Source organism: Paraburkholderia sp. BR14320, assembly GCF_040948665.1.
Classification (GTDB): domain Bacteria; phylum Pseudomonadota; class Gammaproteobacteria; order Burkholderiales; family Burkholderiaceae; genus Paraburkholderia; species Paraburkholderia youngii.
The window spans coordinates 13997-40415 of sequence record NZ_JBFPKG010000062.1; the positions used below are offsets into that span (position 1 = coordinate 13997).

Below are 26419 nucleotides of genomic sequence, written 5' to 3' on the forward strand. Positions count from 1 at the left end.
CTTGTGCTGAAACTGCTGCGGCGTGTCTTCGCAGACTATCGTGCTGCGAAGACACGCGCGGGCTGGCTGCTTATTGGCCAGCTTATTTGCCGGCTTACTTGCCAGCAGGAGCCGGTGTCGAAGCCGGAGCCGGTCCCGATGCGCCCGGCACCGGTTGCGTCGGCTTCACCGCGACCGGCGCGGAGGCCGACGTGCCCGGCTTGTTCTGCGCGAGACGGCGTTCCATCAGCGACTTCGATTCCTGAACCGGCTTGCCTTCGAGCTTGCCGACCGCCTGTTGCAGCATGAAGTCGTCGTTCGAACCGAACTCGACCGGCTTGCGTTCGCGTTCCTTCTGACGCTGTTCCGGCGTCTTCTTGTCGTTCTGCTCTTCGAGCTGACGAAGCTGCTCCATGCGCTCCGACTCGCGTTGCTCGGCTTCCTTCTTCTCGTTCGGATCCTGCGTGTTCGCAAGGTGATTCGAGTAGTCGACTTCGCGGGTGACGAGCGCGTCGTCCGGATCGCCGTCCGCGTATTGATCGACCGGAAGGTCGGGGCGGATGCCCTTGTTCTGGATCGAACGGCCGCTCGGCGTGTAGTAATACGCGGTGGTCAGGCGCAGCGCGGTGTCCGCCGTCATCGGGCGTACGGTCTGCACTGAACCCTTACCGAACGTCGTCTTGCCGAGAATCAGCGCGCGGTGCTGATCCTGCAGCGCGCCCGCGACGATTTCCGATGCCGACGCCGAGTACGCGTTGGTCAGCACGATCATCGGCACGGTCTTGAAGATGGCCGGGACGTCTTTCAGCGGATCGCTGTCGAACGATTGCAGACGGTAGTTATCGTAGGTGTCACGATAGATCTGCTTCGAATCCGGAATCTGGCCGTTGGTCGACACCACCACCGAATTCGGCGGCAGGAATGCGCCCGCGACGCCGACCGCGCTTTGCAGCAGACCGCCGCCGTTGTTGCGCAGGTCGAGGATGAGGCCCTTCAGGTTCGGCTCCTGGCGCGCCAGATCCTGCAGCTTGGCCGCGAGATCGGGCGTGGTGCGTTCCTGGAAGCTCGTGATGCGCACGTACGCGAAGCCCGGCGCAACGATCTTGCCCTTCACCGACTGCACCTTGATGAGCGCGCGCGTGACGGTCAGCGGGAACGTGCGGTCGTCGGTCTTGCGGAAGATGGTCAGCGTGACCTTGGTGCCCGGCTCGCCGCGCATCTGCTTGACCGCCTGGTCGAGCGTCATGCCGCGTACGGGCTTGTCGTTGATGCGCGTGATCAGGTCGCCCGGACGGATGCCGGCGCGGAACGCGGGCGTGTCTTCGATAGGCGAAATCACCTTGATCAGGCCGTCTTCCGACGAAATTTCGATGCCGAGGCCCGCGAAGCGGCCCTTGGTCTGCTCCTGCAGCTCTTCGTAATCGGTCTTGTCGAGGTACGACGAGTGCGGGTCGAGGCTCGACACCATGCCCTTGATCGCGGCGGTGAGGAGCTTCTTGTCGTCGACCGGTTCGACGTATTCGTGCTTGATCTGCCCGAACACTTCGGCAAAGAGCCTGAGCTGGTCTAGCGGCAGCGGGGCGACCGCGGCGCTAGCGGGTTGCTGGGCCGAGGCGGAGAATTGCAGGGTGGCAAGGACACCGGTAGCAAGGCCCGCGGCAATCAGGCCGATATTTTTCAGGTTCTTTCGCATAGAGTCTGTTGCGGTCGGAAGCGCGTGGCAGCGTCGATAAAGATTGGACGGACAAGTATAACTGCACACCCGCCTGGTCAGGGCGCGGTGCAGGCAATCGTGATTCGACAGTACGGGAAGGTCCTGGTTCTGGCGGGCCGGCCCGCGGATGATGGGCCGTACGATACGCCGCGCGGCGCAATACAGTATTGCCCGCCGGGCCGGTTGTCTCCGTGCGGCCCCGCGCCTTCCCGTGGCATGGGGTCGCGGCGGCAAACGCTCGATCAGCCCGCCTTGCCCTGGCTCGCGACCGCGGCTTGCGCCTTCGCGATCGCGTCCTGGTCGCCGAGATAGTAGTGCTTGATCGGCTTCAGATCCTCGTCGAGTTCATAGACGAGCGGCACACCGTTCGGGATGTTCAGGCCGACGATGTCGTTATCCGAGATGTTGTCGAGATACTTGACCAGCGCGCGGATCGAGTTGCCGTGCGCGGCGATCAGGATGCTGCGGCCCGACTTGATGGCCGGCGCAATCGACTCGTTCCACAGCGGCAGCACGCGCGCGACCGTGTCTTTCAGGCACTCGGTCAGCGGCAGTTGCTCGCGCGACACCTTGGCGTAGCGCGGATCGGTGTACGGCGCGCGCTCGTCGGTCGGCTCGAGCGCGGGCGGCGGCGTGTCGTAGCTGCGACGCCAGACCAGCACCTGTTCGTCGCCGAACTTGGCGGCCGTTTCGGCCTTGTTCAGACCCGACAGCGCGCCGTAGTGGCGTTCGTTCAGGCGCCACGAATGCACGACGGGCAGGTACATCAGGTCCATCTTGTCCTGCACGTGCCACAGGGTGCGGATCGCGCGCTTGAGCACCGACGTGTAGGCGATGTCGAACGTGTACCCCGATTCCTTGAGCAGCACGCCCGCCTGCTGCGCCTCGAGGTTGCCCTGCTCGGTGAGGTCGACGTCGACCCAGCCGGTAAAGCGGTTTTCCTTGTTCCAGGTCGATTCGCCGTGGCGGATGAGAACGAGTTTGTACATGTGAGTTGCCGGTCGGTAGTGAGGAAGCGGTCTCGCGCTGTGCGGCGCCTTCGGCGGCGCATCGCCATCGCGTCAAACGGTTATTTTATAATGCTCGGGTTGACCTTTTCGATTTCTCTCTTTCCGGCGGATCTTCCGTGAAGTTTTTCACCGAATACACAAACCTTGTCCTGATCGCAATCGTCCTTATCTCCGGTGGGTTGCTGCTGTGGCCGACCATCAGTCGGCGTGGACGTGGCGGCCTGTCGGCCGCTGAAGCCACCCAACTGATCAACCGGCGCAACGCGGCGGTCATCGATCTGCGGTCGTCCGCCGATTACGCCAAGGGGCACCTGCCCTCGGCACGGCATTTCGAATTCGCGGAGTTGCAGGCGAAAGTTGCGCAACTCGCGAAGAACAAGAGCAACCCGGTGCTGCTGGTATGCCAGACCGGCCAGCAGTCGAACAAGGCTGCGCGTATCGTGCAGGAAGCGGGATACGCGGAAGTCCATGTTCTCGAGGGCGGCGTCGACGCCTGGCAGAAAGCCGGTATGCCGGTTGTGAAACAAGGAGCAGCCAAGTGAACAAAGTGATCATGTACAGCACCCAGGTGTGCCCGTATTGCCAGATGGCCGAGCGTCTTTTAAAGTCGCGCGGCGTCGAGCACGTTGAGAAAGTACTGATCGATAAAGACCCGGCCCGTCGTGAGGAGATGATGACCCGGACCGGTCGTCGCACGGTGCCGCAGGTGTTCATCGGCGAGACGCATGTCGGCGGCTATGATGACCTTTCCGCGCTCGATCGCGCGGGCGGTCTGACGCCGCTGCTCGAAGCAGCCTGAGTTCGCGCGTTTCGCGCCGCGCGAGCGGGCGGACCACTCGATAAGCCGGCGCGTGCGCGCTCCTCGTGGAGCCGGCGAGCCGGCGCAATAATCTGGCGGCCCATGCGTGCATCGGCCGCCGCCACGCATACCTATCAGGAATCACCATCATGTCCGACGAGAATAACCAGCCGTTCTTCAACATCCAGCGCATCTATCTGAAGGACATGTCGCTCGAGCAGCCGAATTCGCCGGCAATCTTCCTCGAGCAGGAAATGCCGTCGGTCGAAGTCGAAGTCGACGTGAAGGCCGAGCGCCTCGCAGAATCCGTGTTCGAAATCCTCGTGACGGGCACGGTTACGGCCAAGGTGTCGGACAAGGTCGCGTTCCTGATCGAAGCGAAACAGGCCGGCATTTTTGACATTCGCAACATTCCTGCCGAGCAGATCGATCCGCTCGTTGGCATCGCCTGCCCGACCATCCTGTTCCCGTACCTGCGTTCCAACATCGCCGACGCGATCACCCGCGCCGGTTTCCCGCCGATCCACCTCGCCGAGATCAACTTCCAGGCGCTGTACGAGCAGCGTCTCGCGCAAATGAGCGCGGCCCAGCAGGGCGACGGCGCGGCGCAAAGCGGCGTCACGCATTAAGGCGCCGCAGGCAGTGCCGGCTATGAAGGTCGCCGTTCTCGGCGCTGGCGCCTGGGGCACCGCCCTCGCCGGCCATCTGGCCTTAAGGCACGACACGGTGTTGTGGGCGCGCGAGTCCGCGCTCATCGCCGAGCTTTCCACTTCGCATGAAAACGCCCGCTATCTCGCGGGCGTTGCGTTGCCGCGCGCGCTTCGCTACGAAGCGGATCTCGGCGCGGCGCTCGATCACGCGCTCGCCGACGCTGCGCTGTGCGTGGTCGCGACGCCGGTGGCTGGCCTGCGCGGTCTGTTGCGCGCGATGCGCGATGCCGGCAAGGTGCCCGCGCATATCGTGTGGCTGTGCAAGGGTTTCGAGGCGGATTCGCAGTTGTTGCCGCATCAGGCGGTCGCGGCGGAATTGCCCGAGCATGCGAGCAACGGCGTATTGTCCGGGCCGAGCTTCGCGCGCGAAGTCGGGCAGGGACTGCCGGTTGCGTTGACGATTGCGAGTTCGTCGGCGGCGTGCCGCGAACGCACGGTCGCGGCGTTCCATCACGGCGCGATGCGCATCTATACCGGCGACGACGTCGTCGGCGTCGAAGTGGGCGGCGCGGTGAAAAACGTGCTCGCCATCGCGACGGGCATCGCCGATGGCCTCGGCCTCGGCCTCAATGCACGCGCGGCGCTGATCACCCGCGGACTCGCCGAAATGTCGCGTCTTGGCGTGACGCTCGGTGGGCGCGCGGAAACCTTTACCGGGCTGACCGGGCTCGGCGATCTGATTCTGACCGCGACCGGTGATCTATCGCGCAACCGCACCGTGGGCCTGCAGCTCGCCACCGGCCGCACGCTCGACGACATCCTCGGCGGCCTCGGTCATGTGGCCGAAGGCGTGCGCTGCGCGAAGGCGGTCCTTTCGATCGCGCGCGCCCACGCAATCGAAATGCCGATCACCCAAGCGGTCTGCGCGGTGCTGTTCGACGGCGTGGCGCCGCGCGATGCGGTCAGCGCGCTGCTGCGGCGCGATTCGAAGGCCGAATAAAGTCTTTTCTTTCAGCCGTTTAGCGCATATTCGCGTTGAACGGCTGCCTCACTTGGCTGTCCACTTCGTTATCGAGACTCGGGTCAGCGAGGTTTCCATGCCCACCTTCAATCTCAGTCACGGCACGCTCGAAGCGCGCGTGGTCGATATCACGACGCTCGCCGTCGATGCGATCGTCAATGCCGCGAATACTTCGCTGCTCGGCGGCGGCGGCGTGGATGGCGCGATTCATCGCGCGGCCGGCAAGGAGTTGCTGCGCGAATGCGAAACGCTCGGCGGCTGCGCGACCGGCGACGCCAAAATCACCGCCGGCTATCGGCTGCCCGCGAAGCATGTGATCCATGCGGTCGGTCCAGTGTGGCGCGGCGGCGCGCATGGCGAAGCCGACCTGCTCGCATCGTGCTATCAGCGCTCGCTCGAAGTCGCGCGCGAGAAGCAGTGCACGAGCATCGCGTTTCCCGCGATCAGTTGCGGCATCTACCGTTTCCCCGCCGACGATGCGGTCAGCATCGCGGTCGGAACCGTGCTCGACACATTGCCGCGCACACCCCACGTGAAGCACGTGACGTTCGCGTGCTTCGACGACGCGATGTTCGCGCGCTACGCGGTCGAGCTCGAACGCCGTCAGGCGCCGCCCTCGAAGCCGGCCTGACGCCACGCTTCGAACACCACGACCGCCACCGTATTCGACAGATTCAGACTGCGATTGCCAGGACGCATCGGCAGACGCACGCGCTGTTCGTTCGCAAAGCGCTCGAGCACCGTGTCGGGCAGGCCGCGCGTTTCGGCGCCGAACACGAACCAGTCGCCCGGTTGAAACGCGTGGTCGTGAAAGCGCCCCGAGCCGCGCGTGGTGAACGCGAACATGCGCGACGGGTCGGGTGTTTCTTTGACGATGAACGCGTCCCAATCGGCGTGCACGTTCATTTCCGCGTACTCGTGATAGTCGAGGCCGGCGCGCCGCATCTTGGTGTCGTCGAGAGGGAAGCCGAGCGGCTCGATCAGATGCAGCTGGGCGCCGGTATTCGCGCACAGGCGAATCACGTTGCCGGTGTTGGGCGGAATTTCGGGTTCTACGAGAACGACGTTGAACATAAGGGGACCACGTAAAAGCTAGTTTTTCGGAGTGCGCAGCGCGACGAAGTTCGTGACCCGCCACGCGCCGGCGTCCTTCAGCGTGTGCGCGAGCGCTTCGAGCGTCGCGCCGCTCGTCATCACGTCGTCGACGATGCCGACGTGCAGGCCGCGCACCGGGCGCGCGACCCGAAACGCGCGGCCGACGTTGTGCCGACGCGCATCGAGATCGAGGCGCGATTGCGGCGCGGTGTTTTGCGTTCGTTCGAGCAGCGTCGCATCGCTGCGCACGCCGAGCGCCCGGGCGAGCGGCCGCGCGATCTGCCAGGCCTGGTTATAGCCGCGCTCGGCCAGCCGGCGACCGGCGAGCGGGACTGGTGCAATCACATCGGGCCGCTCGGCCGCGTCATGCCAGTTGTCCTGAGCAAGCCGCTCGAGACGTTGCGCGAAATCGCGCGCAAGCATCAGCCGGGCGCGGAATTTCAGGCCGACCGCGAGGGTATCCAGCGGCGCGCGATAGTCGGCGAGCGCGAAGCTGGCGTCGAACGGCGGCGGCTCGGCCGCGCAATCCGCGCAGCGATACCGCGCCTGAGCGGCCCAGCGTGACGCCGGCAACGGCACCGCGCAAACGGTGCAGCGCAGGCGGTTCTCGTTCCAGTAGGCCGCGTCGCACCCGTCGCACAACGTCTTATGCGACATATTGCCGCATAACGCGCACAGGTTCGGCAGCGCGACGTTCAAAGCGCGCGGCCATGCCGAATGCAGACCGCGCGCAAAACGCGCGACCTGATTTCGACACGACGAAGAAAAAGACTGGAATCGCACGAGTGAGTGCCGCTGAATGCCGTTCACGCTGAATGGTGGGGAACGAACGAGTATACTTCGAGCTCACGCCAGCACGACACACATGTCCCCAACATCCGCTCAATCTGGCCGTCCGGCCTACGATTCACGGCGCCTCAGGCGTATTTTCGACCGTCGCGCCGCTACCTTCGACGAGGTTGCATTCCTGCCGCGCGAGATCGCGCAGCGCATGCGCGAGCGTCTCGATTACATCAAGGTGGCGCCCTCGAGCGTGCTCGATGCCGGTTGCGGCGCGGGCGAAGACATCCCCGCATTGCGCACGCGCTTTCCCGAGGCGCCGGTGTTCGGCGCCGACCTGTCGCACGGCATGCTGCGCCGCGCGCTGCGTCACGATGCCGGCGACACCAGTTGGCGACGCTTTCTTCCCGCCTCGCTCGGCAAGGCGCTCGGCGCGCGTGGCCCGCGCTTCGCGCAAGCCGATTTCTCCGCGCTGCCATTCACGGCCGGCGCATTCGAATTCATCTGGTCCAACCTTGCGCTGCACTGGCATTCGCGGCCCGATCTGGTCTTTCCCGAATGGCAGCGGGTGTTGAAGGTCAACGGTCTGCTGATGTTCAGCACGCTCGGCCCCGACACGCTAAAGGAATTGCGCGGCGCCTACGCCGAGATCGAGGCCGCGCACGGCGTCGCGTCGCGCAAGCATGTGATCGACTTCGTCGACATGCATGATCTCGGCGACATGCTCGTCGAGGCCGGCTTCGAGATTCCAGTGATGGACCAGGAGACGCTGACGATCACCTACAAGTCGCCCGAGTCGCTGCTCGCGGACGTTCGCCGCTGGGGCGCATACCCGTTCGAGCGCGATGCGCATGACGGCGCGCTCGCGCGTCGGTTGTACGAAGCCCTGCTCGCCGCGCTCGAAGCGCGCCGGGGTGCCGACGGCACGATCGCGCTGACCTTCGAGGTGATCTACGGACACGCATGGAAAGCCGTGCCGCGCACCACGGCCGAAGGACATGGCATCGTGCGGCTCGAGGACATCGGACGAGGTCCGGGCAAGCGTGGGTAGCAGATTGCGGCGCGGTCATCAACTGCTTGCCGACGGTGCGGTTGACCTGTTGCAAAAGCGGTAAAGAGGACATCCGTTATGCCTGGGATTTGCCCTTCGAAAGAGCCGCAAAATGCCGGGCAAAATGGCGCGAAGGCTTGTCGCGCCGGGCTTGCGGGCCGATCGGGGCTTGCTTGTCGATGCTATGGATCGCGCCTATAATGCGTCAGTTTGTCGCCCGACGTTCCCACATTTGGGGTGGCAAGCCCGAGGCGCAGGGCTGCAAAATGAAGTGATGCGGTAGGGGTTGTCGCGGTCGCGAGTGATGCTGTAAACAGTGACACGAGCGGCGGCCGCGAAATGCATCCGGAAGTAAAAGAAGGCAGGCCGGACGCGACGATTCGCAGGAGGCAGCGATGGGCGCATCAGATCATCTGCTGGCGGATTCAGAGCCGGTCCTCAGGGACTGGACCATGAAGCGCAACTGTTCGATATCGCCGCGGCAGTTCGTCTGTCTGTACGTGTCGCTTGCGTTGTTCTCGTTGGCAATTGCATTCATGCTGGTTCTGGTCGGTGCCTGGCTGGTGTTGCCGTTCACCGGAATCGAGTTGCTGGCGGTAGGTATCGCGTTTGCAATATATGCGCGTCATGCTGTCGATTACGAGCGCATCCGGTTGTTTCCGAACCGGCTCGTGATCGAGCAGGTCAGCGCCGAGCAGATTACGCAGTTCGAATTCAATCCGCGCTGGGTGCGGATAGAGCCGGGCGCAACGCCGCGCGATCTGATCAAGCTGGTCTCGCGCGGGCAGACGATCATGATCGGGCAACATCTCGCGCAAAATCGGCGCGCGCAGTTCGCAGGCGAACTGCGTATGTGGCTGGCACGTTGTTAGATGGTGCCGGACGCGCGGCGTTCAAGGGGGCGCGACACGCTGCCAGCGGGGTCGAGGGGTTTGAATGGAAAATTTGGGTAAGGAAGCTATGAAAACAATCAAGCGAGCGCTCATGAGCGTGCTGGCGACGAGCGGACTGCTTTTCGCCGGTGCCGCCCTGGCAGTGGGCGATGCTCCGGGCGGCCCTGCCGTCAACGCGATCAATCTCCAGCCGCCTGCATCGCGAATCGCTCAGGAGCTGTTCGACCTCCACATGTTCATGCTGCTCCTTTGCACCGTCATTTTCGTCGGTGTATTCGGTGTGATGTTCTATTCGATCTTCGCGCACCGCAAATCGAAGGGCCACCAGGCAGCCAATTTCCACGAAAGCACCACCGTCGAAATCATCTGGACGATCGTGCCGTTCATCATCGTCGTGTTGATGGCGCTGCCCGCCACCAAGGCCGTCGTCGCGATGAAGGACACCTCGAACGCCGACCTCACGATCAAAGTCACCGGCTACCAGTGGAAGTGGGGCTACGACTACGTGAAGGGTCCGGGCGAGGGCATCGGTTTCCTGTCCACGCTTGCCACGCCGCGCGCGCAAACCGAAGGCCGCGAGCCGATCTCCACGCTGTATCTGCAGGAGGTCGACAACCCGCTCGTGGTGCCGGTCAACAAGAAAATCCGCATCATCACCACCGCCAACGACGTGGTCCACTCCTGGTATGTGCCGGCCTTCGGCGTGAAGCAGGACGCGATCCCCGGCTTCGTGCGCGACACGTGGTTCAAGGCTGACCGCACCGGCACGTTCCGCGGCTTTTGTACTGAGCTGTGCGGCAAGGAACACGCGTTCATGCCGGTCGTCGTCGAAGTTCTGTCTGACGACGACTACGCCAAGTGGGTCGACACTGAGAAGAAGAAAATGGCCGCCGGCCAGGACGATCCGAACAAGACCTACGCGATGGCCGAGCTGATGGAGCGCGGCGGCAAGGTCTACGCGGCGAACTGCGCAGTCTGCCACCAGCCGACCGGCAAGGGCGCGGGCGCATTCCCGGCGCTCGACGGCAGCAAGATCGCCAACGGTCCGATCGGTCAGCACGTGAGCCTCGTGCTGAAGGGCAAGAACGCGATGCCTTCGTGGGCGCCGACGCTGAACGACGTCGAAATCGCTTCGGTGATCACGTACGAACGTAACTCCTGGGGCAACCACACGGGCGACATCCTGCAGCCGAAGCAGGTCGCCGACGCGCGCAACGGCAAGCTGCCCGAAGGCGGCAACCATCTGGCCGAGGCGGGTGCCGCGGCAAGCGGCGCGGCGGCGGCATCGGGTGCGGAAGCGGCTTCGGCGCCGGCTGAAGCGTCGGGCACTGACGCAGGCGCGGCGGCTGCGAATAGCGCCGAGGCCACTCTGCCGGCGAGCGTCTACTTTGAGACCGGCAAGAGCACGCTGCCGGCCGACGCGAAAGCAGCGGTCGACGCGGCCGCGGCCTACGCGAAAGCGCATCCGGACGCGAAATTCACGCTGTCGGGCTTCACCGACGCAACCGGCTCCGCCGACGTCAACGCGAAGCTCGCGAAGAGTCGTGCCGAGGCCGTTCGCGACGCACTGAAAGCAGCCGGCATTGCCGAAGACCATATTATTTTGAAGAAGCCGGAGACGATCACCGGCGGCACCGACGCGAAGGAAGCCCGGCGCGTTCAGATCAGCCCGGCAGCCTGACGTGTTCATGGTCAGCACCGCAGAATTCGCTTTAGGAGATATTCATGTCTAGCATCGGACACGATGTAGTCGCGGGCCACGAGCACGTGCACGGCGACCATGCCCACGAGACGCCGCACGGCTGGCGCCGGTGGCTATTCGCCACCAACCACAAGGACATCGGTACGCTGTACCTGATCTTCTCGTTCACCATGTTCCTGTCCGGGGGCGTGATGGCGCTGATGATCCGTGCCGAACTGTTCGAGCCGGGCCTGCAGATCATGCGTCCTGAGTTCTTCAACCAGTTGACCACCATGCACGGGCTGATCATGGTGTTCGGCGCGATCATGCCGGCGTTCGTCGGCTTCGCGAACTGGATGGTGCCGCTGCAGATCGGCGCATCGGACATGGCTTTCGCGCGGATGAACAACTTCAGCTTCTGGCTGCTGCCGGTCGCGGCGGTCCTGCTGGTCGGCTCGTTCTTCTCGCCGGGCGGCGCGACCGCCGCGGGCTGGACGCTGTACGCACCGCTGTCCACGCAGATGGGCCCGGGCATGGACTTCGCGATTTTCGCGGTCCACCTGATGGGCGCGTCGTCGATCATGGGCGGTATCAACATCGTCGTGACGATCCTGAACATGCGCGCACCCGGCCTCACGCTGATGAAGATGCCGATGTTCGTCTGGACGTGGCTGATCACCGCGTACCTGCTGATCGCGGTGATGCCGGTTCTCGCGGGCGCGATCACGATGGTGCTGTTCGACCGTCACTTCGGCACGTCGTTCTTCAATGCGGCAGGCGGCGGCGACCCGGTCATGTACCAGCACATCTTCTGGTTCTTCGGCCACCCCGAGGTGTACATCATGATCTTGCCGGCGTTCGGGATCGTCTCGCAGGTGATTCCGGCGTTCTCGCGCAAGCCGCTGTTCGGCTATAGCTCGATGGTGTACGCAACCGCGTCGATCGCGATCCTGTCGTTCATGGTCTGGGCGCACCACATGTTCGTGACCGGCATGCCGGTGACGGGCCAGCTGTTCTTCATGTACGCGACGATGCTGATCGCGGTGCCGACCGGCGTGAAGGTGTTCAACTGGGTCGCGACGATGTGGCGCGGTGCGCTGTCGTTCGAAACGCCAATGCTGTTCGCGGTGGGCTTCCTGATCGTGTTCACGTTCGGTGGCCTGTCGGGTCTGATGCTCGCGATGGCACCACTCGACATCCAGTATCACGGCACTTATTTCGTGGTCGCGCACTTCCACTACGTGCTGGTGGCGGGGTCACTGTTCGCGCTGTTCTCCGGGTGGTACTACTGGGCACCGAAGTGGACCGGCTGGATGTACAACGAAACGCGCGGCAAGATCCACTTCTGGGCGTCGATGTTCTTCTTCAACCTCGCGTTCCTGCCGATGCACTTCGTCGGTCTCGCGGGCATGCCGCGTCGCTATGCGGACTACCCGGCACAGTTCACCGACTGGAACCAGGTGATCTCGATCGGCGCATTCGGCTTCGGTTTGTCGCAGGTCTACTTCCTGTTCGCGGTGGCGCTGCCGGCTTACCGTGGTGGCGGTGAGCTCGTCGAAGCGGGCGATAAGCCGTGGGACGGCGCAACGGGCCTCGAGTGGACCGTGCCGAGCCCGGCTCCGTTCCACACGTTCGAGCATCCGCCTACCGTCGAATAAGCGTCATCCGGCGAAGTGCCGGGTTCCGGCGGCGCGACACATGCCGCTACCGGGACCGGGCGCTTCGCGAGGCGGCTGCAGTCGGGCGGTCTCACCAGTCAAGAACCGTATTCAGAAAGTCGAGCATGACGCGCAATCCACAGGAAAGACGTACGCCGGAGCAGATTCTCACGGGCAACAGGCGCATAGGGTTGGTGATGTTCGCAATCGCCGCGGTGTTTTTCGCGAGCATCATTCTGAAGCAGTGCTGGTTCAGCTAACACCGCAGTCGCAGTCCGTATGCAGGTTTGTTGAGGATTCAGATGTCGACGCAACCGCCGGCCGAGGCCGACCGCTCTTTCAACCGTTCCATGCTGATCAAGCTGTTCGTCGTCGCTTTGATGATGTTCGGTTTCGGTTTCGCGCTGGTGCCGATGTATCGCGCGATCTGCCAGATCACGGGCGTGAACAACCTCGTGCAGCGCGACGTTTCGGCGCGCGAGGCGAGGAATACGCAGGTCGACATGAGCCGCACGATTTCGATCGAATTCGATGCGAACGCGCGCGGCCTGTTGGGTTTCAAGCCGGAGCAGCGCAGTCTGGACGTGCATCCGGGGGAAGTGACGACCGTCATGTACGACGTCAGCAACGAGCAGTCGCGCACGATCCGTGCGCAGGCGATTCCGAGCTACGCGCCGAAGCAGGCGACCGAGTACTTCAGGAAGATCGAGTGTTTCTGTTTCACGCAGCAGACGTTGAACGCGAACGAAACGAAGCGGATGCCAGTGGTGTTCGTGGTCGACCCGAAGTTGCCGAAGGACGTGAAGACGATCACGCTGTCGTACACGTTTTTCGAGTTGAACACGCCGGCGGCGGCAAGCGCGGATGACGCGGCGCCGAAGGGGAATGCAGTGAACAACGCCGCAGCCACTCCCGCGAAGCCGGCCTGAAGCAGCTTGGACGGCGCGAGCCGCGGACGAACGAAGGAAGACGAAGCGAGATGAACGATAACGGCGGCAGTCCGCGCAAGAGCAGTTTCGGTCAGTCGATGCGCGCGGTGTTCTGGTCGTTTTTCGGCGTGCGCAAGCGCCGCGATCTCGAGGCGGACGCGACGCAGCTGAACCCGCTGCATGTGATCGTGGCGGCGCTGATCGGTGCGGCCGTTCTGATCGGGGTACTGATTCTGGTCGTGCGCCTCGTGGTCGGTTGAGGCAGTAGCAGGGCACAGCAGCACAGAAGAGCCCACGAATTAGAGAGAAGCGGTGCGGTATCGACGCGCCGCCGAAGATACAGCCGGAGATTCCGGAACAACTGGACTGAAGTGGAGAATCAAGAATGAGCGGTCAAAACGAGAGCCCGTACTATTTCGTACCGCATCCGTCGCGGCATCCGATCAGCGCCGCTACCGGGTTGCTGGTCATGCTCGGATCGCTTGCGGCCTGGATCAATGACCACACGTGGGCGCCGCTCGGCGTGCTCATCGGTCTGCTGTGGCTGCTCTTTACGCTGTGGCACTGGTTTGGCGACGCGATCGCCGAGTCGGAAGGCGGCATGTATGGCAAGAACGTCGACCGCTCGTACCGCTGGAGCATGAGCTGGTTCATCTTCTCCGAAGTGATGTTCTTCGGCGCATTCTTCGGCGCGCTGTTCTATGCTCGCGAAATCGCGATGCATCAGTTGGGCAGCCTCGACTACAAGCTGATCTGGCCGGACTTCACGGCGGTGTGGCCGAACAACGGCCCGGCCGAACTCGTGGGCACCTACAAGTCGATGCAGCCGTGGCCGGTGCCGACCATCAACACGGCGCTGCTGCTGTCGTCGGGTGCGACGCTGACGGTGTCGCACCACGCATTGCGCGACAACCATCGTAAGAAGGCGATCGCGTGGCTCGCGGCGACCCTCGTGCTGGGCGTGTGCTTCCTGTTCCTGCAGGGTTTCGAATACTTCCATGCATACCACGAGCTGAACCTGACGCTGGCTTCGGGCATTTACGGTTCGACGTTCTTCCTGCTGACCGGCTTCCACGGCTTTCACGTGTTCCTCGGCGGCACGATGCTCGCCGTCGTGCTGGCGCGCCTGATTCGTGGTCACTTCACGCCGGAACATCACTTCGCGTTCGAAGGCGCGGCTTGGTACTGGCACTTCGTCGACGTCGTGTGGCTCGGTCTGTACGTCGTCGTGTACTGGCTGTAATGCAGTCAGACCCGCGCGCGCCGCACGTCGGCGCAGGCGCGGGACGTGCGCAACACCTGTCAGGCGGCGCGCACGAGCAGTATGCAAGGATGAATGCGGCGCCGCCCTCGACCTGTCAGGGCGGCGTTTTGTTTGGTGGCGGGAAAATTTTGCCGCCGACGCATTGCGCCGGCGACTTATCCGCGAGCGTCAGCGCCCGTACGGAATCCCGGTCGACTGAATCCAGCCCATCCAGTGTGCGAACAGGATGAACAGGAACAGCGAGATCGACAGGCCCACCCGCGTGGCGAGCGACCAGACCATCCGCTTGGTCTTGCCTTTGTCGTGCATCATGAAATACAGCGCCGACACCATGCTGGCGATGATCAGAGCAAAGGCGATGGGAACGATAATGTGCATGGAACCAACTGAAACCGGAAAGCGCAGTGGCAAGACACTCATTATCGCACCGCGCGCGGGCGTCTGCCGCAGGTTCCCGGCGGCCCTGCACGCGATGACGGAGTACCTGCAATGAAGTTTCGCCTGATTCCCGTGCTGCTGATCCTGCTGGTCGTCGTCGTGACGGTGCGGCTCGGTTTCTGGCAGCGCGATCGCGCGCATCAGAAGGAAGCGCTCGAGGCGCGCATCACGCAGTTCGAGAACGCGCCCGCGCTGCCCGTCAGCGCGACGCCGCTCGCGCTGAAAGACGTCGAGTTTCATCGCGTGAAGGCGCGCGGCAGTTTCGTCGCGGACAAGGTCGTGTACCTCGATAACCGTCCGTATAACGATCAGCCGGGCTTTTACGTCGTGATGCCTTTTAAACTCGCCGACGGCGGCTATGTACTCGTTAATCGCGGCTGGCTGCCGCGCAACCTGAGCAATCGCGAGACCATCGCGCCGTATACGACGCCGTCGGGCGAGGTCGAGATCGAAGGGATTGCGCGAGCCGACGCGTCACGCGCGTTCGAGCTCGGCGAGGGCGGATCGGCCGCGCATCACCTGATCCGGCAGAATCTCGATGTCGCCGCGTACGCCGCGGAAACCGGTTTGCCGCTGCAATCGTTCGTGATCCAGCAGATCGGCGACGCCCACGACGGCCTGGTGCGCGACTGGCCCGCGCCGACCACCGGCGTCGAACGCAACTACGGCTACATGCTGCAGTGGTGGGGCATGGCCGCCGCTGCGCTCGCGTTCGGTCTGTATGCGGCGCGCCGCGCGGGCAAAAAAGAACACGCGCCGGGCGCGTGAAGAACGCAAGGCACGGCTCGCCGCCGTTCAAACATTGAAAGAGGTTCTGTAGTGTCGACTCATACTCCCCGTTCGCCGGAAGTTGGCAAACCCGCTGACAAACCCACCGGCAAACCCGCCGCGGCCAGGCCGATGCCCGGCCAACCGAACGGCCCGGGTTCGTGGCGGCGCGGCCGCTGGGTGCTGCTGCTCCTCGCGGTGATCTGCGCGGCGCCGATCGCGATCTCGTACTTCATGTACTACGTCATCAAGCCGACCGGCGGTAGCACGAACTACGGCACGCTGATCGACCCGCAACGGCCGATCCCCGACTCGCTCGTGGTGACCGGCGAGGACGGTAAGCCGCTGAAGCTCGCGTCGCTGCACGGCCGCTGGCTGATGATCTCGGTCGACAACAGCGCGTGCGACAAAGCTTGCGTGACAAAGCTGTACTTCATGCGACAAATCCGCGCAGCGCAGGGCCCGGAACGCGAGCGCGTCGTGGAGGTGTGGCTGCGCACCGATGCGGACAAGGTCGCCGATGTGATACAAACCGCCTACCCCAACACCGACATGCTGATCGCCGATCCGGCGCAGGTTGCCGCGTGGCTGCCCGCCGACACCGGCACGCAGATCACCGACCACATTTACCTGGTCGATCCGAACGGCAATCTGATGATGCGTTTTCCGAAAGACGCGAACCCGAGCAAGATCAAGGGCGACCTGACCAAGCTGCTCAAGTGGTCGACCATCGGCTGAAGCCGCAACCTGGGTAAATGAGATGTTCGTATTGCAACTGGGCCTGATCGGCTTGTGTATCGCGTTGCTGCCGCTGTCCTACGTATGGGTCAAGGCCGACGACAACAAATTCCGCAAGCTGGTCTGGCTCACCACCTTCCTGACGCTCGACCTCGTGATGTTCGGCGGCTTCACGCGCCTCACGGATTCGGGCCTCGGCTGCCCGGACTGGCCCGGCTGTTACGGCACGTCGTCGCCGTTCATCGCGCACGCGGCGATTTCCGCCGCCTACCAGGCGATGCCGAGCGGCCCCGTCAGCATGACGAAGGCGTGGATCGAAATGATCCACCGCTACTTCGCGATGGCGATCGGCGTGCTGATCATCGCGCAAACGGTCATCGCGTGGACGGCGCGCATCAAGCGTCGTCCGCTGCATGTGTCACCGTGGTGGCCGACTTCGCTGCTGCTCCTGATCGTCGTGCAGGGCGCCTTCGGCGCGTGGACCGTGACGATGAAGCTGCAGCCGATCATCGTGACCACGCATCTGCTGCTCGGCCTCGCGCTGCTCGGCACGCTCGGCTGGCTCGCGGCGCGCTTGACGCCGCTGCCCGCCTACGAGCCGGAGGCCGCGCGCTGGCGCGCGGCGGCGCTCGCGGGTCTTGGTCTGCTGGTACTGCAGATTGCGCTGGGCGGCTGGGTCAGCACGAACTACGCGGTGCTCGCGTGCACCGACTTCCCGACCTGCAACGGCCAATGGATTCCGCCGATGGACTTCGCGCACGGCTTTCATCTGTGGCGCGCGCTCGGCATGACCGGCGACGGCGACGTGATCACGCAGGATGCGCTGGTCGCGATTCACTGGACGCATCGCACGTTCGCGTTCGCCGTGATCGCGTATCTGGTGTGGTTCGCGGTGAAGATGCGCCGTTTCGAGTCGCTGCGGCGACCCGCCAACGGCGTGCTGCTGGTGGTGCTGATCCAGTTCATCACCGGCTTGTCGAACATCGTGCTGCAATGGCCATTGCCGATCGCGGTCGCCCATAACGGCGGGGCCGCGATCCTGCTGCTATTGCTCGTTATGTTAAACTTTCGGATCGCTTATAGCCGTCCCGGCCGCGCTGCGATCCCTGCGCGCGAAGCCGCGCCAGCGTGACTCACATGGACAGCACAACACTCTCCCAATCGCCCGGCAGCCGGGTCTCCCAATATCTCGCACTGACCAAGCCGCGTGTTACGCAGCTCGCGGTATTCTGCGCGGTCATCGGCATGTTCCTGTCGACGCCGGGCATGGTGCCGTGGACCGTCCTGATCGGCGGCACCGTCGGCATCTGGCTGCTGGCCGGCGCCGCGTTCGCGATCAATTGCCTCGTCGAGCAGCAGATCGACGCGAAAATGCGCCGCACGTCGTGGCGTCCGTCGGCGCGCGGCGAAATCACTACCCCGCAAATCCTGCTGTTCTCGGCCGTGCTCGGCGGCCTCGGCATGTGGACGCTGTACACGTTCGCCAATCCGCTGACCATGTGGCTGACGCTCGCCACGTTCGTCGGCTATGCGGTCATCTATACGCTGCTGCTGAAGCCGGCCACGCCGCAGAACATCGTGATCGGCGGCGCGTCGGGCGCGATGCCGCCGGCGCTCGGCTGGGCAGCGGTCACGGGCCACGTGCCCGGCGACGCATGGATCCTCGTGCTGATCATCTTCGTATGGACGCCGCCGCATTTCTGGGCGCTCGCGCTGTATCGCCGCAAAGACTACGAAAACGCCGGCCTGCCGATGCTGCCGAACACGCACGGCGAAAAGTACACGCGCCTGCATATCCTGCTCTACACGGTCATTCTGTTCGCGGTCACGCTGATGCCGTTCATCTCCGGCATGAGCGGCGTCGTGTATCTCGCGGCGGCGGTGCTGCTTGGCGCCGTGTTTCTCGCGTATGCGTGGAAGATCTACCGGGAGTATTCAGACGAGCTCGCGCGCAAAACCTTCCGTTATTCGATCGTCTATCTGTCGCTGCTGTTCGCCGCGCTGCTGATCGACCACTATGCGCGCGTCGTAATCGGCGCGTAACACCATGCTCAACAACCGCTTTGCGCGCGTCGCGCGCGCCGCTGTGATCGCTTGCGCGCTCGGCGCGGCGCTGGGCGGCACACTGCTGATGACCGGTTGCGGCAAGCAGCCGCCGGCTTTTACGAATCTCGACATCACCGGCAATACACAATTCGCCAGCGATTTCTCATTGCCCGACACGTCCGGCAAGATTCGCACGCTTGCCGACTACAAAGGCAAGGTCGTCGTGCTGTTCTTCGGCTATACGCATTGCCCCGACGTCTGCCCGACGACGATGGCCGAGCTGTCACAGGCGTTGCAGCAACTCGGTCCGGAAGCCGCGAAGAGGGTGCAGGTGCTGTTCGTCACGCTCGACCCCGAGCGCGATACGCCGCAGTTGCTCGCGCAATACGTGCCGGCGTTCAATACGAGCTTCGTGGGCTTGCGTCCTGCCAGCGAAGAGCAGCTGGCGAAGCTCGCGAAAGACTTCCGCGTCTACTACGCGAAGGTACCGGGCAAGACGCCCGACAGCTACACGATGGACCACACGGCCGCGAGCTATGTGTTCGACACGGACGGCAAGCTGCGTCTGTTCGCGCGCGATGGTCAGGGCGCGACGCCGTGGGTGCACGACTTCAAGCTTCTGCTCGATTGACGCGCATCGCAGGCGGCTTTTTTATCGCGACGCCGCTCACGCGTCCCCGCATCGATCTCCTCTTCGCAACTCGCGCTCAAACCGGCGTCGGCAGATTCAGCCCCGGCGCGACACGCGTTGCCTTGAACTCCGTCACCTCGTAGCGCGCGAGCTGTTGCTCGGCGAACGGATCGCTCGCGAGAATGCGATCCAGCCTGTCGCGCTCTATACCCACCGCGATGATGATGCCGCCGTCGCGCGGCACTTTCGGGCCGGCCGCGACGAAGATGCCCGCGTCGAACTGCGTTGCGAGAAACGCGCGATGCGCGTCGAGCGCGTCGTCGATGCGATCGAGCGGGGCGGTGTAGATCAGGTTGATTAGATACATGGTCGTTCTCAGTGGCGGTTGAGTGGGCCGTGCGAGGCCACGGCTCCAGATTATCGGTTAGCTGCGGTTTTGCGTCGCGCTAGCCAGCGCGCTCGCGCTATGCATATCCATATGCGCTAAGGGTATTTTCCAACTTGCCGCTCGTATGAAACAATTTTGGGCTTGGCCGACGGCGCACCGGCACGAACCGGAGCGCCGCCCATTTTCATCCGACTCCGGCATCCATCGGAGCCATCGACTCAAAAAGTCGAACCGCAACAGCGAGAAACACATGCAGCGCAGAAATATCCTCAAAGCCCTCACCGCAGTCGTCGCCGGCGCGGCGATCCTCACCAGCTTCGGCGCGCACGCCGACGACAAGGTCATCAAGGTCGGCACGATCGGCGGTCCGGACGCGCAGATCTGGGAAGTCGTCACCAAGGTTGCGAAGCGCGAAGGCCTGAACGTAAAGGTCGTCGAGTTCAACGACTACATCCAGCCGAACGCCGCGCTCGACGCCGGCGACCTCGACGCCAACAGTTTCCAGCACCAGCCGTACCTCGATAGCCAGATCAAGCAACGCGGCTACAAGCTCGTCAACGCGGGCCTCACGTACATCTCGCCGCTCGGCGCGTACTCGAAGAAGCTGAATTCGCTGAAGGACCTGCCGCAAGGCGCGAAGGTCGCGGTGCCGAACGATCCGTCGAACGAAAATCGCGCGCTGCTGTTGCTGCAGGCGCAAGGCCTGATCAAGCTGAAGGACGGCGCGGCCACGGGCGGCAACAACGCGACGCCGCTCGACGTCGTCGACAATCCGAAGAAGATCAAGTTCGTCGAGCTCGACGCCGCGCAACTGCCGCGTTCGCTCGCCGACGTCGATGCCGCCGTCATCAACACGAACTTCGCGCTGGCCGCTGGCCTGCAGCCGACCAAGGACGCGATCGCGCTCGAAGACATCCACAGCCCGTACGCGAACCTGATCGCCGTGCGCACGAAGGACAAGGATCAGCCGTGGGTGAAGAAGCTGGTCGCCGCGTATCAGTCGGAAGACGTGCGCCAGTTCATCAAGACGCAGTTCAAGGGCTCGATGGTGCCGTCGTTCTAAGCGACGCGTTCGGCGCGATCATACGCGCAGTCGCATAGCATCGAGAAAAGCACGCGCCGCACAGGCGCGTGCTTTTTTATAGCTCCAACTCCCACCTTTCGATCATCAGATCGTGGCCGAAGCGGCGCTGCGTCGCGCCGTCGGCCAGCTTGAACCCAGCGCGCTCGCAGAGCCGCCGCGGCTCCGCCAATGCGCTCGCGGTGGTCAGCGTCAGCTTCGTGTAGCCCGCGCGCCGCGCGAAGCGCACGCATTCGCTGATCAGCTGCGTGCCGATGCCGAGCCGCCGCACGTCCGGTTCGACCCACAGCAGGCGTATGCCCGCGACCGTCGTCGAGACTCCGACGAGGCAAACCGAGCCGACCACCAGACCTTCCTGTTCGGCGATCCAGCACTTCTCGCGCACTGGGTCGTTGCGCTGCGCGTACTCGGCGACGACGCGCGCGAGCAAGCCCTCGAACGTGTGATCCCAACCGTATTGCGCGGCGAACCACTGCGCCTGCCGATGCACGAGCCAGCCGCATTCGCCGGCGCGCGGCTGACGCAGCACCACGAGCTCATGCTTCGGCTGGTCGCCGAGCAGCCGCTCAATCAGCTTCATCGCGGCGATCAACTGCTCCTGCGATAGCGCGCTGAGTTTGTCGAGCAGGCCGAGTGCTTCGTGGATGGCGGCGGCGTCGAGCGGCGCGTAGGTTGCGTGGCCGTGCTCGGTGAGCGCGATCAGCGACTGGCGCGCGTCGGTGTCGGACGGGCGGCGCGAGATCAGGTTGCGTCGCTCGAAACTGGTCAGCAAGCGGCTCAGATAGCCACTATCGAGCCCGAGCGCGCGCCCGAGCACCGATGCGGTCTGCGCACGGGCACGCGATAGCTCGTGCAGCACGCGCACTTCCGTCAGCGAGAACTCGCTTCGCGCCAGATGCTCGTGCAGGGCGCCGATGCACTGGGTATAGAAGCGATTGAAATGGCGGACGGCCTGAGCGCGCCGCAGCGCCTCGGAATCAGTCAAGGACGGCTCCCCGAAACTTTTTGTGGTCGGTACAGCGCACTATATCGGCACGACCCTTATTTACAAAGCCAGTCCATCGCAGCCACGCGCCAAGTGGTATTAAACAGGTATTGATCATTGAGCGTGTTTTGATACCACTAAAGGCCGTTCGCCGCTCGCTGGTATCGCCAGTTGGTCCGATCCGGGAAAGTCCTGGTCTGCGAATCCCTTTCTCATCAGCCCGCAAAACTGCCTCTGAGCCTTACCTGATAAGGCTTTCCGGTGGTATCGACCGGCATGGTACCAGTCCGTTGACTGGTATTATGTTGGTTATATAATGGGCTCTCATTTTTCGAGGCCGTGCTGCTCGCGGCGTCCTTGGAGCCCCATGGAAACTCGCTGGTCCGCATTGATGCCTGACGTGCGCAACGTCACGCCGCTCTACCTGCAGCTCGCGCGCAACCTGGCGACGGCGATCCATTGTGGCGTCTGGTCGGCCGGCGAGGCTCTGCCTTCCGAGCGCACACTGTCCGACGCGATCGGCGTATCGCGCATCACCGCGCGCAAGGCGATCGAACTGCTGGTCGAGCAGGGGCTGATCCGGCGCTCGCGCGGCGCCGGTAGCTTTATCACGCCGCGCGTCGAAGACCCGCTGTCGCGTCTCACCGGCTTCACGAAGAAGATGCAGCAGCGCGGTTTTCGCCCGGATTCAGTCTGGCTCGAACGCGACGTGCGCGCTGCCAATCGCGACGAGCTGCTGCACCTCGGCCTGTCGCCGGGAGCGGCTGTCGCGAGCCTGCGGCGGCTGCGGCGTGCGGACGGCATCGTGATGGCGGTCGAGCATTCGGCGCTGCCGGTCGCGATCGTGCCCGATCCGCTCGTGATCGGCGACTCGCTGTACAGCTATCTCGAGCAACGCGGCGCGGCTGTGGTGCGCGCGCTGCAGCACTTCCGCGCGGTCAACGCGTCGAGCGAAATCGCCGCGCTGATGGACATCGAACCGCGCACCGCACTGCTGGTCATTACCCGTATCGGCTACAGCGCGGATCAGCGCGCGATCGAGCTGACCGACACCTATTGCCGCGACGACTACTACGACTTCGTCGCTGAATTGCGCACCTGAATTGCGAGGGCCGCATAGGCCGCAGGTCCGGCGAACGCATTTTTGCCGCATACGCATCACGCACCAGAGAGACTCATGCTGACCGGAAACATACTCACCACCGAAGGGTGGATCCACGGCACGCTCGAATACGAAAACGGCCGCATCACGGCGCTGTCAGGCGAGCGGGTCGATCCGTCGACGAACGACGCGCCGTACATCCTGCCCGGCTTCATCGATCTGCACGTGCATGGCGGCGGCGGCGCCGACGTGATGGAAGCCGGCGACGCGATCGAAACGATCACGCGCACGCATGCTCGCTACGGCACCACGAGCCTGCTCGCCACGACGATGACCGCGCCCCGCGACGAACTGATGAACGTCGTCGCCGGGCTCGGCACCGTCACGCGGGTGCGCACGCCGGGCTGCGCGCGTGTGCTCGGCGTGCATCTGGAAGGACCGTATATCAACCCCGGCAAGCTCGGCGCGCAGCCCGACGCGGCGGTATCGGCGGTGTTGGACGAGGTGCTCAAGTATCTGTCGATCGCGCCGATCCGCGTCGTCACGCTGGCGCCCGAGATCGCCGGCCACATGGAGATCATCTCCGAGATGGCGGCGCGCGGCGTGCGCGTGCAGCTCGGCCATTCGCTCGGCACCTACGACGACGCGGTCGCCGCGCTCAAGCACGGCGCGTGCGGCTTCACGCATCTGTTCAACGCGATGTCGCCGCTGCATCACCGCAACCCTGGCCTCGTCGGCGCAGCGCTCGCGCACGCCGAGTACGCCGAAATCATTCCCGACCTGCTGCACGTGCATCCGGGTGCGATCCGCACCGCGCTGCGCGCAATACCGCGCCTGTATGTGGTGACGGACAGCACGTCGGCGACCGGCATGCCCGACGGCGAGTACCGCCTCGGCAGCCAGCACGTGACCAAGTGTCTCGGCGGCGTACGTTTGGCCGACGGCACGCTCGCGGGCAGCACGCTGACGATGGATCAGGCGCTGCGCAATCTTGTCTCGATCGGCCTGCCGATCGCCGATGTATCCCACCGTTTGTCGCGCTACGCCGCCGACTATCTCGGCATCGAAGACCGCGGCCGCATCGCGCGGGGTGCGTGGGCCGACGTGGTCGTCTTCGACCGCGAGCTGGCGCTGTGCGCAACCTACGTCGAAGGAGAAGCCATTGTCGAATATGCTTAAAGAAGCGCTCGCGTCCGCCGCAACGGTCGCCGAGCAGCTCAAGGACACCTCGCGCGTCGCGGCGCTCGCCGCGAAGCTCGCGCAACAGCCGCGCCATGTCGCGCTGACCGTCGCGCGCGGCAGCTCCGACCACGCCGCCAGTTACTTTGCATCGCTGACGATGAGCCGCTTGGGCGTGCCGGTCGCGTCGCTGCCGATGTCGGTCGCGACGCTGCAGCAGGCGCCGCTGCAGGGGCGCGATCAGCTTGCGCTCGCGTTTTCGCAATCGGGCAAGAGCCCCGACCTCGTCGGCACGATGAACGCGTTGCGTGCAGCCGGCGCGCTGACGGTCGCCGCCGTCAACGCACCGAACTCACCGCTTACCGACGCCTGCGAGTGGCATCTGCCGCTCGTCGCCGGTCCCGAACTGAGCGTCGCGGCGACCAAGAGCTACATCGCGATGCTGTCGATCTCCGCGCAGCTGGTCGCACATTGGCAGAACGACGCCGAGTTGCTCGCTGGACTAAATACGCTGCCCGACGCGCTGGAACGCGCGGGCCGGCTCGACTGGTCGATGGCCGTCAACGAGTTGCGCGGCATCGAGCGGATGATCGTGATCGGCCGCGGCCTTGGCCTCGCGATCGCGCAGGAGGCCGCGCTGAAGCTGAAGGAAACTTCCGGCATCCAGGCCGAAGCGTTTTCGAGCGCGGAAGTGCGTCATGGTCCGATGGAACTGATCGATCGCGACTATCCGCTGCTCGTGTTCGCACCGCGCGGGCCGGAGCAGGCGGGTCTGCTGCAACTCGCGCACGACATGCGCGTGCGCGGCGCGCGCGTGCTGCTCGCGGCACCCGACGACGTCGCGGACGCTTCGCTGCCGCTCGTCGCTACCGCACACGCGGCGCTCGATCCGATCGCCGCCATCCTGTCCTTTTACGTGATGGCCGCGGATCTTGCCGCCGCGCGCGGGCGCAATCCGGACGCGCCACGCCATCTGAATAAAGTCACCGAAACTCACTGACGAGAACGACGATGCGACGTGTCGAGAAGTCCAACCTGATGAGCCATTCCGAAGATCACATTGTTTTGCTTGCACCGCTGACCGGCCCGGTCGTGCCGCTCGCGAAGGTGCCGGACCCGGTGTTTGCGGGTGGCATGTTCGGCGACGGCATCGGCGTCGATCCGCTCGAGGGGCGGCTCGTCGCGCCGTGCGACGGCGTCGTCACGCATCTCGCGCGCACCGGCCACGCGGTGACGCTCGAGAGCGCCGAAGGCGCGCAGATTCTGCTGCATATCGGTATCGACACGGTCGTGTTGAACGGCAAGGGCTTTGCGCCGATGGTCGCGCAGGGCGCAAAGGTGCGCGCCGGTGACGTGCTGATCGAGTTCGATCAGGATCAGGTCGCGCTGAATGCGCCGAGCCTCGTGTCGGTGGTCGCGATTGCGAATTCGGAAGCGTTCGAAATCATCGAGCGGGCGCCGGACGGTCACGTCAAGGCAGCCGAAACGCCGCTGCTGGTGCTGCGTGCGCGCGAAGGCGTCAGCCATGACGCGGTGCGCGAGGCGTGCGCCGCGCAGGTGATGGACGAAGCGCGCCGGCAGATCACGCTGACGCACGCGGGCGGTCTGCATGCGCGGCCCGCGGCGCGTGCGCGCGAAGCGGCGCGTGGCTTCGACGCGCGCGTCGAAGTGCGCTACGACGGACGCAAGGCGCCGATCGAAAGCGTCGTGGGTCTGCTCGGACTCGGTGCCGGCGAAGGCGCGAGCGTCGAGTTGCTCGGCGTCGGTCCGCAGGCGCAGGCGGCGGTCGATGCGATCGCCGATGAACTGACGCGCGAAGCGCACGGTGAGGTGGAACAGAAACCCGCGCGGCCGGCGACAGCACCGGCGAGCGTGGTTGCCACGCCCGCCGCGGGCGAGCCGCTCGCGCCGAATACGCTCGCTGGCGTATGCGCGGCGCCGGGCGTCGCGGTCGGCAAGCTGGTGCGCTGGGACGACGCGGACGTCGATCCGCCGGAGCAGGCGAGCGGCACGTCGGCGGCGGAGAGCCGTCTGCTCGACAAGGCGATCGCGACCGTCGACGCCGATCTCGACACGATCGTGCGCGATGCGTCGCAACGCGGCTCGGTCGGCGAGGCGGGGATTTTCGCGGTGCATCGCGTGCTGCTCGAAGATCCGACGCTGCTCGACGCCGCGCGCGATCTGATCAGCCTCGGCAAGAGCGCGGGTTTTGCGTGGCGCGAGGCGATCCGCGCGCAAATAGACATCCTGAGTAATGTCGAAGACGCACTGCTCGCCGAGCGGGCCGCCGATCTGCGCGACATTGAAAAGCGCGTGCAGCGCGCGCTCGGCTACACGAGCAGCGCGGCCCGCACGCTGCCGGACGAGGCAGTGCTCGCGGCCGACGAATTCACGCCGTCGGATCTGTCGTCGCTCGATCGCACGCGTGTGACCGCGCTCGTGATGGCGCGCGGCGGCGCGACCTCGCACGCGGCGATTCTCGCGCGTCAGGCGGGCATCCCGGCGCTGGTCGCGGTCGGCGAGGCGGCTGCGTTCGCAC

The 26419-nt window shown here is 64.5% G+C and carries 30 protein-coding genes; 23 read left to right on the forward strand and 7 right to left on the reverse strand.

The genetic code is table 11. From position 1 onward, the window contains the following. Positions 1-94 precede the first annotated feature (94 nt). Both AB3X89_RS34235 and gpmA read right to left on the reverse strand, forming a co-directional pair. Complete coding sequence (locus tag AB3X89_RS34235) at positions 95-1672, reverse strand: S41 family peptidase (protein WP_368587211.1); 1578 nt, start codon at positions 1670-1672, stop codon at positions 95-97. A 263-nt stretch (positions 1673-1935) separates the two neighbouring features. Next, the gene (gene gpmA, locus AB3X89_RS34240) at positions 1936-2682 is read right to left on the reverse strand and encodes a 2,3-diphosphoglycerate-dependent phosphoglycerate mutase (protein WP_368587212.1); all 747 of its coding nucleotides are present in this window, start codon (positions 2680-2682) and stop codon (positions 1936-1938) included. A 137-nt stretch (positions 2683-2819) separates the two neighbouring features. Here gpmA and AB3X89_RS34245 point away from each other — a divergent pair, with 137 nt between their 5' ends. From AB3X89_RS34245 to AB3X89_RS34265, 5 genes are all read left to right on the forward strand, one after another. Next, positions 2820-3245: a rhodanese-like domain-containing protein gene (locus AB3X89_RS34245; protein WP_368587213.1), complete on the forward strand. Its 426-nt coding sequence runs from the start codon at positions 2820-2822 to the stop codon at positions 3243-3245. Continuing rightward, positions 3242-3502 (forward strand): glutaredoxin 3, encoded by a 261-nt coding sequence (gene grxC, locus AB3X89_RS34250; RefSeq protein ID WP_013088272.1) that lies wholly within the window; start codon positions 3242-3244, stop codon positions 3500-3502. Before AB3X89_RS34245 ends, grxC begins: the two co-directional genes overlap by 4 nt. 149 nt (positions 3503-3651) lie before the next feature. Beyond that, entirely contained in the window at positions 3652-4131 is a 480-nt protein-coding gene (gene secB, locus AB3X89_RS34255; RefSeq protein WP_176109659.1) for a protein-export chaperone SecB, read from the forward strand. Positions 4132-4153: 22 nt separating this feature from the next. After that, positions 4154-5152 (forward strand): NAD(P)H-dependent glycerol-3-phosphate dehydrogenase, encoded by a 999-nt coding sequence (locus AB3X89_RS34260; RefSeq protein ID WP_368587214.1) that lies wholly within the window; start codon positions 4154-4156, stop codon positions 5150-5152. Between the two features lie 97 nt (positions 5153-5249). Next, complete coding sequence (locus tag AB3X89_RS34265) at positions 5250-5804, forward strand: O-acetyl-ADP-ribose deacetylase (RefSeq protein ID WP_368587215.1); 555 nt, start codon at positions 5250-5252, stop codon at positions 5802-5804. Here the strand turns inward: AB3X89_RS34265 and trmL are convergent. Together trmL and AB3X89_RS34275 are read right to left on the reverse strand one after the other, a co-directional pair. Further along, complete coding sequence (gene trmL, locus AB3X89_RS34270) at positions 5777-6247, reverse strand: tRNA (uridine(34)/cytosine(34)/5-carboxymethylaminomethyluridine(34)-2'-O)-methyltransferase TrmL (protein ID WP_368587216.1); 471 nt, start codon at positions 6245-6247, stop codon at positions 5777-5779. The two genes, AB3X89_RS34265 and trmL, sit on opposite strands and share 28 nt — an antisense overlap. 18 nt (positions 6248-6265) lie before the next feature. Beyond that, positions 6266-7051 carry a phosphoribosyltransferase family protein gene (locus tag AB3X89_RS34275; protein ID WP_368587217.1) on the reverse strand — a complete coding sequence of 262 codons (786 nt, stop codon included), beginning with the start codon at positions 7049-7051 and terminating at the stop codon, positions 6266-6268. A gap of 82 nt (positions 7052-7133) precedes the next feature. On the opposite strand from AB3X89_RS34275, the gene AB3X89_RS34280 reads away from it, so the two are divergent. From AB3X89_RS34280 to AB3X89_RS34315, 8 genes are all read left to right on the forward strand, one after another. After that, positions 7134-8099 carry a methyltransferase domain-containing protein gene (locus AB3X89_RS34280; RefSeq protein ID WP_368587218.1) on the forward strand — a complete coding sequence of 322 codons (966 nt, stop codon included), beginning with the start codon at positions 7134-7136 and terminating at the stop codon, positions 8097-8099. Between the two features lie 395 nt (positions 8100-8494). After that, on the forward strand, positions 8495-8971 hold the full coding sequence (locus AB3X89_RS34285) for a DUF2244 domain-containing protein (protein ID WP_368587219.1): 477 nt from the start codon (positions 8495-8497) through the stop codon (positions 8969-8971). A 64-nt stretch (positions 8972-9035) separates the two neighbouring features. Continuing rightward, positions 9036-10673, forward strand: coding sequence for a cytochrome c oxidase subunit II (gene coxB, locus AB3X89_RS34290; RefSeq protein WP_368587220.1), 1638 nt, complete (start codon positions 9036-9038; stop codon positions 10671-10673). A 44-nt stretch (positions 10674-10717) separates the two neighbouring features. Then, positions 10718-12331: a cytochrome c oxidase subunit I gene (gene ctaD, locus AB3X89_RS34295; RefSeq protein WP_368587221.1), complete on the forward strand. Its 1614-nt coding sequence runs from the start codon at positions 10718-10720 to the stop codon at positions 12329-12331. A 125-nt stretch (positions 12332-12456) separates the two neighbouring features. Beyond that, positions 12457-12591: a cytochrome oxidase small assembly protein gene (locus tag AB3X89_RS34300; protein ID WP_368587222.1), complete on the forward strand. Its 135-nt coding sequence runs from the start codon at positions 12457-12459 to the stop codon at positions 12589-12591. Between the two features lie 42 nt (positions 12592-12633). Then, on the forward strand, positions 12634-13260 hold the full coding sequence (locus tag AB3X89_RS34305; protein ID WP_368587223.1) for a cytochrome c oxidase assembly protein: 627 nt from the start codon (positions 12634-12636) through the stop codon (positions 13258-13260). Positions 13261-13310: 50 nt separating this feature from the next. Next, on the forward strand, positions 13311-13520 hold the full coding sequence (locus tag AB3X89_RS34310; RefSeq protein WP_018419310.1) for a DUF2970 domain-containing protein: 210 nt from the start codon (positions 13311-13313) through the stop codon (positions 13518-13520). Between the two features lie 125 nt (positions 13521-13645). Next, positions 13646-14503 (forward strand): cytochrome c oxidase subunit 3, encoded by an 858-nt coding sequence (locus tag AB3X89_RS34315; RefSeq protein WP_176109649.1) that lies wholly within the window; start codon positions 13646-13648, stop codon positions 14501-14503. 189 nt (positions 14504-14692) lie between these two features. Here AB3X89_RS34315 and AB3X89_RS34320 read toward each other — a convergent pair whose 3' ends face one another. Next, positions 14693-14902 (reverse strand): twin transmembrane helix small protein, encoded by a 210-nt coding sequence (locus tag AB3X89_RS34320; RefSeq protein WP_008921867.1) that lies wholly within the window; start codon positions 14900-14902, stop codon positions 14693-14695. A gap of 111 nt (positions 14903-15013) precedes the next feature. Here AB3X89_RS34320 and AB3X89_RS34325 point away from each other — a divergent pair, with 111 nt between their 5' ends. From AB3X89_RS34325 to AB3X89_RS34345, 5 genes are read left to right on the forward strand one after another with little or no spacing between them, the layout of a single operon-like run. Then, positions 15014-15730 carry an SURF1 family protein gene (locus AB3X89_RS34325; protein WP_368587224.1) on the forward strand — a complete coding sequence of 239 codons (717 nt, stop codon included), beginning with the start codon at positions 15014-15016 and terminating at the stop codon, positions 15728-15730. Positions 15731-15781: 51 nt separating this feature from the next. Next, positions 15782-16468, forward strand: a complete 687-nt coding sequence (locus tag AB3X89_RS34330) for an SCO family protein (protein ID WP_368587225.1) — start codon at positions 15782-15784, stop codon at positions 16466-16468. A 22-nt stretch (positions 16469-16490) separates the two neighbouring features. Continuing rightward, the gene (locus AB3X89_RS34335) at positions 16491-17600 is read left to right on the forward strand and encodes a heme A synthase (RefSeq protein WP_368587226.1); all 1110 of its coding nucleotides are present in this window, start codon (positions 16491-16493) and stop codon (positions 17598-17600) included. 5 nt (positions 17601-17605) lie between these two features. After that, on the forward strand, positions 17606-18511 hold the full coding sequence (gene cyoE / locus AB3X89_RS34340; protein WP_176136911.1) for a heme o synthase: 906 nt from the start codon (positions 17606-17608) through the stop codon (positions 18509-18511). Between the two features lie 4 nt (positions 18512-18515). Continuing rightward, positions 18516-19145 (forward strand): SCO family protein, encoded by a 630-nt coding sequence (locus AB3X89_RS34345; protein ID WP_368587227.1) that lies wholly within the window; start codon positions 18516-18518, stop codon positions 19143-19145. 76 nt (positions 19146-19221) lie between these two features. Here AB3X89_RS34345 and AB3X89_RS34350 read toward each other — a convergent pair whose 3' ends face one another. After that, complete coding sequence (locus tag AB3X89_RS34350) at positions 19222-19512, reverse strand: YciI family protein (protein WP_368587228.1); 291 nt, start codon at positions 19510-19512, stop codon at positions 19222-19224. Between the two features lie 271 nt (positions 19513-19783). On the opposite strand from AB3X89_RS34350, the gene AB3X89_RS34355 reads away from it, so the two are divergent. Further along, on the forward strand, positions 19784-20596 hold the full coding sequence (locus AB3X89_RS34355) for a MetQ/NlpA family ABC transporter substrate-binding protein (protein WP_368587229.1): 813 nt from the start codon (positions 19784-19786) through the stop codon (positions 20594-20596). Positions 20597-20672: 76 nt separating this feature from the next. On the opposite strand, the gene AB3X89_RS34360 is transcribed toward AB3X89_RS34355, so the two are convergent. Next, positions 20673-21599 carry a GNAT family N-acetyltransferase gene (locus AB3X89_RS34360; protein WP_368587230.1) on the reverse strand — a complete coding sequence of 309 codons (927 nt, stop codon included), beginning with the start codon at positions 21597-21599 and terminating at the stop codon, positions 20673-20675. A 367-nt stretch (positions 21600-21966) separates the two neighbouring features. Between AB3X89_RS34360 and AB3X89_RS34365 the strand changes: the two genes are divergently transcribed. The 4 genes from AB3X89_RS34365 to AB3X89_RS34380 form a co-directional block, all read left to right on the forward strand. Further along, the gene (locus tag AB3X89_RS34365; RefSeq protein ID WP_013088293.1) at positions 21967-22701 is read left to right on the forward strand and encodes a GntR family transcriptional regulator; all 735 of its coding nucleotides are present in this window, start codon (positions 21967-21969) and stop codon (positions 22699-22701) included. Positions 22702-22776: 75 nt separating this feature from the next. After that, on the forward strand, positions 22777-23880 hold the full coding sequence (nagA, locus tag AB3X89_RS34370) for an N-acetylglucosamine-6-phosphate deacetylase (protein WP_368587231.1): 1104 nt from the start codon (positions 22777-22779) through the stop codon (positions 23878-23880). Then, positions 23864-24880: an SIS domain-containing protein gene (locus tag AB3X89_RS34375; RefSeq protein ID WP_368587232.1), complete on the forward strand. Its 1017-nt coding sequence runs from the start codon at positions 23864-23866 to the stop codon at positions 24878-24880. Before nagA ends, AB3X89_RS34375 begins: the two co-directional genes overlap by 17 nt. A 38-nt stretch (positions 24881-24918) precedes the next feature. After that, positions 24919-26419: glucose PTS transporter subunit IIA (locus tag AB3X89_RS34380; RefSeq protein WP_368587233.1), on the forward strand; the 1501-nt coding region annotated here is incomplete at its 3' end.

Bases quoted from the DNA above. Each gene is read 5' to 3' on its own strand.
- AB3X89_RS34235 (WP_368587211.1), bottom strand. From the start codon at position 1,672: ATGCGAAAGAACCTGAAAAATATCGGCCTGATTGCCGCGGGCCTTGCT.
- gpmA (WP_368587212.1), bottom strand. From the start codon at position 2,682: ATGTACAAACTCGTTCTCATCCGCCACGGCGAATCGACCTGGAACAAG.
- secB (WP_176109659.1), top strand. From the start codon at position 3,652: ATGTCCGACGAGAATAACCAGCCGTTCTTCAACATCCAGCGCATCTAT.
- AB3X89_RS34260 (WP_368587214.1), top strand. From the start codon at position 4,154: ATGAAGGTCGCCGTTCTCGGCGCTGGCGCCTGGGGCACCGCCCTCGCC.
- AB3X89_RS34265 (WP_368587215.1), top strand. From the start codon at position 5,250: ATGCCCACCTTCAATCTCAGTCACGGCACGCTCGAAGCGCGCGTGGTC.
- trmL (WP_368587216.1), bottom strand. From the start codon at position 6,247: ATGTTCAACGTCGTTCTCGTAGAACCCGAAATTCCGCCCAACACCGGC.
- AB3X89_RS34280 (WP_368587218.1), top strand. From the start codon at position 7,134: ATGTCCCCAACATCCGCTCAATCTGGCCGTCCGGCCTACGATTCACGG.
- AB3X89_RS34285 (WP_368587219.1), top strand. From the start codon at position 8,495: ATGGGCGCATCAGATCATCTGCTGGCGGATTCAGAGCCGGTCCTCAGG.
- coxB (WP_368587220.1), top strand. From the start codon at position 9,036: ATGGAAAATTTGGGTAAGGAAGCTATGAAAACAATCAAGCGAGCGCTC.
- ctaD (WP_368587221.1), top strand. From the start codon at position 10,718: ATGTCTAGCATCGGACACGATGTAGTCGCGGGCCACGAGCACGTGCAC.
- AB3X89_RS34300 (WP_368587222.1), top strand. From the start codon at position 12,457: ATGACGCGCAATCCACAGGAAAGACGTACGCCGGAGCAGATTCTCACG.
- AB3X89_RS34305 (WP_368587223.1), top strand. From the start codon at position 12,634: ATGTCGACGCAACCGCCGGCCGAGGCCGACCGCTCTTTCAACCGTTCC.
- AB3X89_RS34310 (WP_018419310.1), top strand. From the start codon at position 13,311: ATGAACGATAACGGCGGCAGTCCGCGCAAGAGCAGTTTCGGTCAGTCG.
- AB3X89_RS34315 (WP_176109649.1), top strand. From the start codon at position 13,646: ATGAGCGGTCAAAACGAGAGCCCGTACTATTTCGTACCGCATCCGTCG.
- AB3X89_RS34320 (WP_008921867.1), bottom strand. From the start codon at position 14,902: ATGCACATTATCGTTCCCATCGCCTTTGCTCTGATCATCGCCAGCATG.
- AB3X89_RS34325 (WP_368587224.1), top strand. From the start codon at position 15,014: ATGAAGTTTCGCCTGATTCCCGTGCTGCTGATCCTGCTGGTCGTCGTC.
- AB3X89_RS34335 (WP_368587226.1), top strand. From the start codon at position 16,491: ATGTTCGTATTGCAACTGGGCCTGATCGGCTTGTGTATCGCGTTGCTG.
- cyoE (WP_176136911.1), top strand. From the start codon at position 17,606: ATGGACAGCACAACACTCTCCCAATCGCCCGGCAGCCGGGTCTCCCAA.
- AB3X89_RS34345 (WP_368587227.1), top strand. From the start codon at position 18,516: ATGCTCAACAACCGCTTTGCGCGCGTCGCGCGCGCCGCTGTGATCGCT.
- AB3X89_RS34350 (WP_368587228.1), bottom strand. From the start codon at position 19,512: ATGTATCTAATCAACCTGATCTACACCGCCCCGCTCGATCGCATCGAC.
- AB3X89_RS34355 (WP_368587229.1), top strand. From the start codon at position 19,784: ATGCAGCGCAGAAATATCCTCAAAGCCCTCACCGCAGTCGTCGCCGGC.
- AB3X89_RS34365 (WP_013088293.1), top strand. From the start codon at position 21,967: ATGGAAACTCGCTGGTCCGCATTGATGCCTGACGTGCGCAACGTCACG.
- nagA (WP_368587231.1), top strand. From the start codon at position 22,777: ATGCTGACCGGAAACATACTCACCACCGAAGGGTGGATCCACGGCACG.